The 7,957-nt window shown below is 59.3% G+C and carries 9 protein-coding genes and 1 pseudogene; 6 read left to right on the top strand and 4 right to left on the bottom strand.

Annotated features, from left to right (window positions below; translation table 11 throughout):
* From AC5DC2_RS15640 to AC5DC2_RS15615, 6 genes and pseudogenes are all read left to right on the top strand, one after another.
* Positions 1–1,680: hypothetical protein (locus AC5DC2_RS15640; RefSeq protein WP_491699137.1), on the top strand; the 1,680-nt coding region annotated here is incomplete at its 5' end.
* A 70-nt stretch (positions 1,681–1,750) separates the two neighbouring features.
* Positions 1,751–1,843, top strand: a pseudogene (locus AC5DC2_RS15635) (IS6 family transposase); the annotation flags it as partial.
* Between the two features lie 538 nt (positions 1,844–2,381).
* The gene (locus tag AC5DC2_RS15630; RefSeq protein WP_156484766.1) at positions 2,382–2,552 is read left to right on the top strand and encodes a hypothetical protein; all 171 of its coding nucleotides are present in this window, start codon (positions 2,382–2,384) and stop codon (positions 2,550–2,552) included.
* A 309-nt stretch (positions 2,553–2,861) separates the two neighbouring features.
* Positions 2,862–3,149, top strand: coding sequence for an ArsR/SmtB family transcription factor (locus tag AC5DC2_RS15625; RefSeq protein WP_024707232.1), 288 nt, complete (start codon positions 2,862–2,864; stop codon positions 3,147–3,149).
* Complete coding sequence (locus AC5DC2_RS15620; protein WP_036236437.1) at positions 3,146–4,204, top strand: permease; 1,059 nt, start codon at positions 3,146–3,148, stop codon at positions 4,202–4,204. Before AC5DC2_RS15625 ends, AC5DC2_RS15620 begins: the two co-directional genes overlap by 4 nt.
* 11 nt (positions 4,205–4,215) lie before the next feature.
* A complete protein-coding gene (locus tag AC5DC2_RS15615) occupies positions 4,216–4,452 on the top strand; it encodes a thioredoxin family protein (RefSeq protein WP_024707230.1) in 237 nt (78 codons plus the stop codon).
* A 152-nt stretch (positions 4,453–4,604) separates the two neighbouring features.
* On the opposite strand, the gene phnE (AC5DC2_RS15610) is transcribed toward AC5DC2_RS15615, so the two are convergent.
* From phnE (AC5DC2_RS15610) to phnD, 4 genes are all read right to left on the bottom strand, one after another.
* Entirely contained in the window at positions 4,605–5,414 is an 810-nt protein-coding gene (gene phnE, locus AC5DC2_RS15610; RefSeq protein WP_024707229.1) for a phosphonate ABC transporter, permease protein PhnE, read from the bottom strand.
* Positions 5,411–6,223 (bottom strand): phosphonate ABC transporter, permease protein PhnE, encoded by an 813-nt coding sequence (gene phnE, locus AC5DC2_RS15605; protein ID WP_024707228.1) that lies wholly within the window; start codon positions 6,221–6,223, stop codon positions 5,411–5,413. Before phnE (AC5DC2_RS15605) ends, phnE (AC5DC2_RS15610) begins: the two co-directional genes overlap by 4 nt.
* On the bottom strand, positions 6,220–7,041 hold the full coding sequence (phnC, locus tag AC5DC2_RS15600) for a phosphonate ABC transporter ATP-binding protein (protein ID WP_024707227.1): 822 nt from the start codon (positions 7,039–7,041) through the stop codon (positions 6,220–6,222). The genes phnE (AC5DC2_RS15605) and phnC overlap by 4 nt, the downstream gene beginning before the upstream one ends.
* Positions 7,042–7,105: 64 nt before the next feature.
* Positions 7,106–7,957 (bottom strand): phosphate/phosphite/phosphonate ABC transporter substrate-binding protein (gene phnD / locus AC5DC2_RS15595; protein WP_491699136.1); only part of this gene is annotated, 852 nt, incomplete at its 5' end.

Here is a 7,957-nt window from a genome sequence, read left to right as displayed (position 1 = left end):
GAGCAGGGAAAGCCGAAAGCCATCGTTAAACGAGGACGGAAGTCGTACCCTCTTGACCCGGTTACTATGGCCATACTCCACCCCGATCCACGAACGAGAGAACGCACTCTCAAGACTTCGATGCCCATGGGCAGTGTTGGCAAGCCTATATCGGAGGACGAACTAGTTGCGGTGGCGAACGAGCCAAGCCCCGAACGAAGGATCGAGGTTATTCACGACCTATATTCCGCGGATTTTTCGAGGCAGCTCACCCTGTTGGATGCTCGGCTCAAGAACACTGAGCAATTGCGCATCGCTGATTTCGAGCTGCCAGAGCCCGGCGTTCTGCTGAATTATCTTGGCATTGCCGCTGATTTTTCCGGGAACGGAGCGGAGCTGATCGAATCGTCCTTCAGGATCCTGAGCGACAAGATTAGTCCAGAAGAAGCCGTCTGGAGGACCTCTAGCATTCCACGACGGGTCCCGGAGGAACTTCTAGAGAGCTACACGCCGGCGATTCGAAAAGCTCCAGGAGATGCCCAGCGTTTTCTCTCCCTCTCGCTAACTCGCGCATTCACGCTGGCACGCACCGGTGAGTTGCGGGATGAAGATCTCAATTTCCTTGGTATGCTCGATGACGAAAGGTTGAGATTCTTCCGAACAATTCTCCGTCACAGTGGCCGACAAGCGCTCTCGTCCGAGGACTGGCGGAAATTAAATCCCGAGATTGCATTTTATCTTTTATGGCTGCATGCCGATCAGTTGATGCGCGTGCTTTCGCCATCAAATTCAGCGCTGCGGGCGCTCGGTGACTGGCTCTACGCGCAGACCCCGCGCAGGCTTACCGATGATCAAGAAGTCTGGGGCAGGTGGGTTCGCAATTCCGTTTTCAGTCTATCGGCCATCCGGATAAGGGCTGCAATCGCTGCAGAACTGCTGGATCTCGGTGCCACTGTACCGGCCGATCAGATAACAATGCTCGGTCGAGACACAGGTGGGGATTGGATGCCGAATCCTCAGTTGCTTGCCACCCTTCCAAGCGGGTCGCCGGATCTGTGCTGGATAAGCCGAGACCCTATTCCTGTTTTCTTAAAAGCTGGTTGGATGGTGCCTGACAGTGCGTTCGTGGTGAGAGATCCTTCAGGGCTTTTGACGCGTATAATCCAAGAGATGCGTGACGAAAATTGGCGTGTCCTAGTCTCCCTGGTCTCACTTGTGGTCGACATCACATCAGTCGATGAGGCGTCTCTCTCGGAGCTTAATCGAAGGATTGATAGCTACTTGAAGCTCGACGACGCCCTCGACGTAGATCCTTCCCGATCTGCATTGATGGATGTCGCCGCCAAGGTTTTTGGCCGACAGGCCGCTGACGAGGCGTTCCAAAACCTAATCACAGTCGTAGGAAAGACCGCAAGGTCTCGGTGGCCGCGAGAGAACGCCGACCTACATGGCGAGGCTGATGTCGATGGGCTAGCTCTCGACCTGGCGAACGCGATCCATCTGTTCAGCTGGGCGCGGCACAGCGAAACATCGGCCAGGATGATGTCATTTTGCAGGTTGCTACTTGACGTTGCTACGGTTTGGCGCGGCTTCCGATCTGTCGCCCTAGAATTGCTCGAAAGCGTGCTGGCTCAGGCGGACATTCCCACTGCAGCAGTAAGCGTCTGGCCTGCGCTTTTTGAGCTGAAGGCATGTCGTTAAACTCAAGAAATTACAAACTAAAGTAGCATTTACCTTGTCGTCTTTCCGCCGTCCGCAAGCTCGGGACGCTTTCGATATCCCGCGCCACGACATTCCCTCCCACCATCATCGCCAACTGCGCGCAGCGGCGATGAACCTGTGGGCGAAGATCGCTCGGGCATGATCAGTGCACGCGGCGGGCGTCACGCTTTTTCTTCGCGGTCGTTAACTTTACGATGCCATTAAGACTGTTCCTGGACCGTGGATCGGAGCCCCTCGATTTCTTGCCGTTGCTCGGCATGGTCGGTAACCGGTGTTCTGGCTGTAAATCGGCACAGGGGTTCGACGCCGATCGGCACGATAAGTCTTTGAAAGATTTAAAGGGCGTGGGGTCCTGGTGCCACGCTGAACTAAACCAGGTTCTGTCGGGCGGAATCCTGCCGGCAAGACCTTCCTGGATGCCGTGAAGCGCAGTCGCAACTGCGCTTGGATGGCTCTGCGAAAAGCCATACGGGTAGCAATTGATGGGTCCGCAGTTCGAATCCTTTCAAGACCCTGCTGGTGAGCAAACTCCCTTTCAAGGGCCCGTCCTGCGGTTCGGGCGCGATCGATCAGCTTGTTCTGGGTGTAGCGAAGAGGGGCATATACCGATAGCCCGCTCAAGTTCAGCAGTAGATAGTCGGTGATGCGATTGACCTCGAACCGCCATTACCGCTTTGCGTATGGGGCAGCCCTTCACCATCGCGCTCGGTTTGAAAGCGGTATTCCTCGTCACGTCCGTATTGGGGCTGATTGGTCTCTGGATCTCGATTGTGGCGGATACCGGAGCGACGGTGCTTGTCACGCTGAACGCGCTGCGATTGCTACATTTCGATCCCGAACGCGAGGCCTGATTTCATGATTTCCAGCTTCGGTTGGGCCGCGCTGCCCTCATTTTTGCCGCCTTATCTTCTTCAGAGGTAGGGCGATCGCGGCTCGGCGGGGTTCATTTCTCCGTCTCGGTTCTTGGCGCAGTGTAGGGTTCGGCGCATGCGAGCAAACCGATCCAGGCGCATGCCGAGGCGCTGAAGAAGAGGCCAGTTTTAAGTTGAATGAGAACTGGCCCTTGAAGTCACCACCCCCGAGATCCAGTGTTTCACGCGCACCTTGTTTCGTTGATATGGATCAAGGCGCATATGCGCTGATGCGCATAGAAAACAGTCATGCAGGATCTGTTAGACGCGATATCCGACCCGACCCGCCGCGCGGCGCTGGCCCTGATCTGGAATGATCGGGAGCATTGCGTGTGTGAACTGATGACGCGGCTGGGGGCCACCCAGAGCCGCATGTCGCGCCATCTGAAAGTGCTGCGGGATGCCGGGCTGATCCTCGACCGGCGCGATGCACAATGGGTGCGCTATCGCAAGAATCCGGACATCAGGCCCGAATTCGCGGCGGTGATCGCGGCGGTTCTGGCCGCTGAAGCTTATGCGGAAAGGCAAAGCGCATGACTATCGCGACGCAGAGGTTGAAAAGCGGGCGGGACGGTTCCGCCCTCAGATGGTATCTCGGCATCGCGGGCGCTTCGGTGATCTGGTGGCTGGCCTATGGTCAACTGATCGCCTTCTCCGAATGGGCCACCGCGCTTTTTCCCGTCGACCGCCAAAGCCACACCGGCGAGGCGATTGCCTTTTTCTTCTATGATGTTCCCAAGGTCTTGTTGCTTCTGACCGGCATCGTGTTTGTCACCGGCGTGTTGCGCAGCTGGTTCAGTCCGGAGAAAACCCGCGCATTGCTTGCCGGAAGACGCCAGATTTTCGGCTACCCCATGGCCGCGGCTCTTGGCGTTCTCACACCCTTCTGTTCATGTTCCTCCGTACCGCTTTTCATCGGCTTCGTTTCAGCCGGGATTCCGCTTGGCGTCACGTTTTCGTTTCTGATCGCAGGCCCGATGGTCGGACCTGTCGGACTCGGCCTGCTTTATGGCCTTGTCGGCTGGAAAATTGCGACGATCTATCTCGTCTTCGGCTTCACCATCGCCACGATTGCCGGTTGGGTTCTCGGGAAGATGCGGCTGGAGCGCTACCTTCAGGCGTGGGTGCGGGAAATCAATGCGGGATCGGCGGGCGACCTCCCCGAGGAGCGGATGAGTTTTGCCGACCGGTTGAAGATCGGCCTTGAACAGGTCCGGGAGATTGTCGGCAAGGTCTGGATCTGGGTCGTGGTCGGCATATCCATCGGGGCGCTGATCCACGGTTATGTTCCTGAAGCGCTCATGCTCCGGGTCATGGGCGGCGAGGCGTGGTGGTCTGTTCCGGCTGCCGTTATCGTCGGCGTGCCGATGTACACCAATGCCGCGGGCGTTATCCCGATCGTCGAAGCGCTCCTGGGCAAGGGCGCTGCCCTTGGCACGACGCTGGCCTTCATGATGTCGGTCATCGCGCTTTCCCTGCCCGAGATGATCATCCTCAAGCAGGTGCTGACCTACCGGCTGATCGCGATTTTCATCGCCGTTGTGTCTGCCGGTATTCTAGCCACGGGCTTCTTGTTCAACCTCATCCTCTGAAAGGAACGATCATGAAATTGATCAGGATTTATGGCCCCGGCTGCAAACGCTGCGAAGCAACGGAAGCCATGGTGAAAGCCGCCGCCGAAAAGCTCGGCATTGCCGCCGACATTGAAAAGGTGACCGATCCGAAATCAATAGCGATGGCGGGCGTGATGTCGACACCGGGCATAGCGGTTGACGGCAAGCTTGTTCACGCAGGAGGGCTGCCGGACAAGGCCAAACTCGAGGCCTGGCTGTCGGCGTAGAATGAAGGAGCGGGGCAGCACTATCCGCTGTCCCGCTCAACTCTCCTGACGCAGGAAACCAGGTGCGCACCAGAGCATCGGGCGATGCTCTGGCCATTCCTTCGCCGCTCCGGGTTAACGAAAAACCGGTAACCACTTTTCCGCCCGGCGCTCTAGATAATCGCCTGTCGCACCCTTGCCGATACCCATTCCGACACAATGACGGTTGCGAGAATGACGACGAGAATCATCGTGACCTGCGGCCAGGCCAGCACATTGAGCGATGACTGCAGTTTCAGACCGAGGCCGCCGGCGCCGACAAGGCCGAGGATCGCGCTTTCGCGGATATTGATGTCCCAGCGGAACACGGTGATGCCCCAGAAGGCGGGCTGCACCTGCGGAACGATGGCGTAATCCAGGATCTGGGCGTGGCTGGCGCCGGTCGCGGCAATGGCTTCGACCTGGGTCGCGTCAACCTCTTCAATCGCCTCATAGAGCAGCTTGCCGATGAAGCCGACCGAGCGCAGGCCGATGGCTATGACGCCGGCCAAGAGGCCCGGCCCCATGATGGCGACCAGCAGCAGCGCCCAGATCAGCGAATTGATCGAACGGCTGGCCACGATGACGAACAGGGCCGCAGGCCGCAGGATCATGGCCGACGGCGTGGTGTTGCGCGCCGCCAGAAAGGCGACCGGCACGGCAAGAACGACACCCAGCATGGTGCCGAGCGTGGCCATGTTCAAAGTGTCCCAGAGCGGCGCCCAGAGCTCGTTCATATAAGACAGGCGCGGCGGCCACATCCGGCTGCCGATATCGGCGGCCTGCTTCGGCGCATCGCTCACGAAAGCCCAGATCGTGTCGTGCGTCATAACCTGCCAGCACCAGACGGTCAGCGCAACGAGGCCAAACCAGCCGGCCCAGATCATCAGCGATTGCCGGGATGTGCGGCGGCGCCAGACCGCGGGATAAGGGGCGTCGCTCATTGCAGGAACTTCCGGATATAGCTGGAACCGTACTCCGCCACCATGACGAGGAGAATGATGATCAGGATGATCGCGCCGGCGCTGTCATATTCATAGCGGTCGATGGCGGTGTTCAGGGTCGCGCCGATGCCGCCCGCGCCGACAATGCCGATCACCGCGCTTTCGCGGAAATTGATGTCGAGGCGATAGAGCGACAAGCCGATGAGGCGCGGCATGACCTGTGGCTGGATGGCGTAGTTGATCATCTGCATCCATGAGGCGCCGGTTGCCCTGATCGCCTCCGCCTGCGCCTCGTCGATATCCTCGATGTCTTCCGCCAGAAGCTTCGACAAAAAGCCGATCGTGGCAAAGCTCAGCGTCAGGAACCCGGCAAACGGGCCAAAGCCGAACATCGCCACAAAGAAGATCGCGATGATGATTTCCTGCAGCGAGCGGCTGACGGCGATGATCGAACGGCAGACAAGATAGACAATCTTGGGCGAGACATTGCGCGCCGCGCCGATGCCGACCGGCACGGAGATGATGACGCCGGCCACCGTCGAGGTCAGCGTCATGGTCAGGCTCTCGATCAGCCCCTTTGAGATATCGCTCCAGCGGCTGGTAAAATCGGGTTGCAGAAAGCCGACCAGAAAACGCACGCCCCGCGACCAGCCTTCTACGATCCGCGCCCAGTTCGGGTCAAGCGTGGCAAGCGCGAGAACGAACCAGGCCGCAAACCCGATCTGAAGCCCTATCCGCCAGCCGCGATGCGTGAACACCTGCGGCGGACGCTTCCATGTCGTTGGAGAAGTCGTCGGATAATTGCTCATGCGCCGAGCCTCGCAAGCACGGCCGCCTCTTCGGCTTCGGCGCTCTCGTCTTCCTGCGCGCCCTTGCGCATCGCGTTCCAGTCTTCCGCGCCGTAAATCTCGGTCAGCGCTGTCTCGCTCAGGGCGTCGGGGGCGCCGTCAAACACCACCTCGCCGGCACGCAGTCCGATAATGCGCTGCATGAACTGCTGCGCCAGCGGCACGTCGTGAATGTTCACAATGGCGGGAAGATTGCGTTCGGCGCAAATTTCGATCAGTAGCCGCATGATCTGGCGGCTTGTCTTGGGATCGAGGCTGGCCGTCGGCTCATCGACCAGCAGCAGTTCGGGTTCCTGGGCAAGCGCGCGGGCGATGCCGACACGCTGCCGCTGGCCGCCGGAGAGCGCGTCGGCGCGCTTGTCGGCCTGGTGCATCAGGCCGACCCGGTCCAGCAGCCGATAGGCAAGACCGATATCGTCCGCGCTGTAGCGGCGGGTGAAGCTGGTCCAGAACCCGACATAGCCCAGCCGGCCGGACAGAACATTTTCCATGACGGTCAGCCGTTCGACCAGGGCATATTCCTGAAAAATCATGCCGATGCGGCGACGCATGGCCCGCAATTCGCGCTGCCCCTGGCCGGTGATCAACTTGCCGGATATTGCAACCGAACCGGAGGTCGGTTCGACAAGGCGGTTGACGCAGCGGATCAGCGTTGATTTTCCGGCGCCGGAGGGACCGATCAGTCCGACAACCTGACCTTCCGGCACGGTGAGGCTGACGTCGTTCAGGGCCTTGTCGCCGGTCTTGTAGGTTTTGGTCAGCGATTTGAGTTCGAGCATGACGGCTCCACAACAAGGGAACGGGCGGATGATCTCCGCCCGTTCGAAAGGATGATACCAGTTCTTACTGGCAATTGTAGGAAACGCCGTTTGCCTCGTCGATCTGGCGGATCACGGCCCAGTTGTCCTTGAAGGTGATCGGGATGAACTGTGCTTCGCCGGACTTGGAGAATTCCTCTTCCAGCGTCGACCCTTCCCATTCGAAGGAGGCGAAGGCTTCCTTGATCTTGTCCTGAAGCTCGGGCGTCAGATTGTGCGCCAAGCCGTAGCCGGTGGTGGGGAAGGTCTGCGAGGTGTAGATGATCTCGACCTGATCGTCTGTGATCACCTCGCGGGCAACCATGCGCTTGCGCACCGAATTGGCGATCGCGCCGGCCGGATAGTCCTTGTTGGCCACGCCGAGGATGGTGTTGTCGTGTTTGCCGGAGAAAGTGGCCTCGAAATCCGTGCCGGCTTCCATGCCGTATTCGGATTTCAGAATGGCCGACGGGGCCTTGAAACCGGAATTGGAGGTCTCGGACGAAAACGCCAGGGCCTTGCCCTTGATGTCTTCAACTTCGGCAATGCCGGAGCCCGGATAGGTGATGATTTCCATCTCGTAGCCGAATGAACCGTCCTCGGCCGCCATCATGGTGAACGGACGGAAACCGGCGCAGGCCACGGCCAGCGGGTTCGAGCCGGTGTTGAAGCCTGCGACATGGAGGCGGCCGGCGCGCATGGCTTCGATCTGGGCGGCGTTGGAATCGACCGGGAAGAACTGGACCCGCTTGCCGGTAACCTCTTCCATATGCGTCAGAAAGTCCTTCCATGCCTCCGCGTAGACAGCCGGATCTTCAACCGGCGTATAGGCGAAGATCAGCACGGAAGGATCGACAAGCTCAGCCGGATCGGACGGGATATCGGCAATCAGGTCGCC

The organism is Martelella sp., from assembly GCF_984369615.1.
Note: the sequence above shows the minus strand (reverse complement) of the source record. Positions and strands in the feature narration are given on the sequence as shown.

What these genes read in the sequence shown, in the direction of transcription:
- phnE (WP_024707229.1), bottom strand. Translation starts at nt 5,414, where the DNA reads ATGAGCGACGCCCCTTATCCCGCGGTCTGGCGCCGCCGCACATCCCGG.
- AC5DC2_RS15625 (WP_024707232.1), top strand. Translation starts at nt 2,862, where the DNA reads ATGCAGGATCTGTTAGACGCGATATCCGACCCGACCCGCCGCGCGGCG.
- AC5DC2_RS15620 (WP_036236437.1), top strand. Translation starts at nt 3,146, where the DNA reads ATGACTATCGCGACGCAGAGGTTGAAAAGCGGGCGGGACGGTTCCGCC.
- AC5DC2_RS15615 (WP_024707230.1), top strand. Translation starts at nt 4,216, where the DNA reads ATGAAATTGATCAGGATTTATGGCCCCGGCTGCAAACGCTGCGAAGCA.
- AC5DC2_RS15630 (WP_156484766.1), top strand. Translation starts at nt 2,382, where the DNA reads ATGGGGCAGCCCTTCACCATCGCGCTCGGTTTGAAAGCGGTATTCCTC.
- phnC (WP_024707227.1), bottom strand. Translation starts at nt 7,041, where the DNA reads ATGCTCGAACTCAAATCGCTGACCAAAACCTACAAGACCGGCGACAAG.
- phnE (WP_024707228.1), bottom strand. Translation starts at nt 6,223, where the DNA reads ATGAGCAATTATCCGACGACTTCTCCAACGACATGGAAGCGTCCGCCG.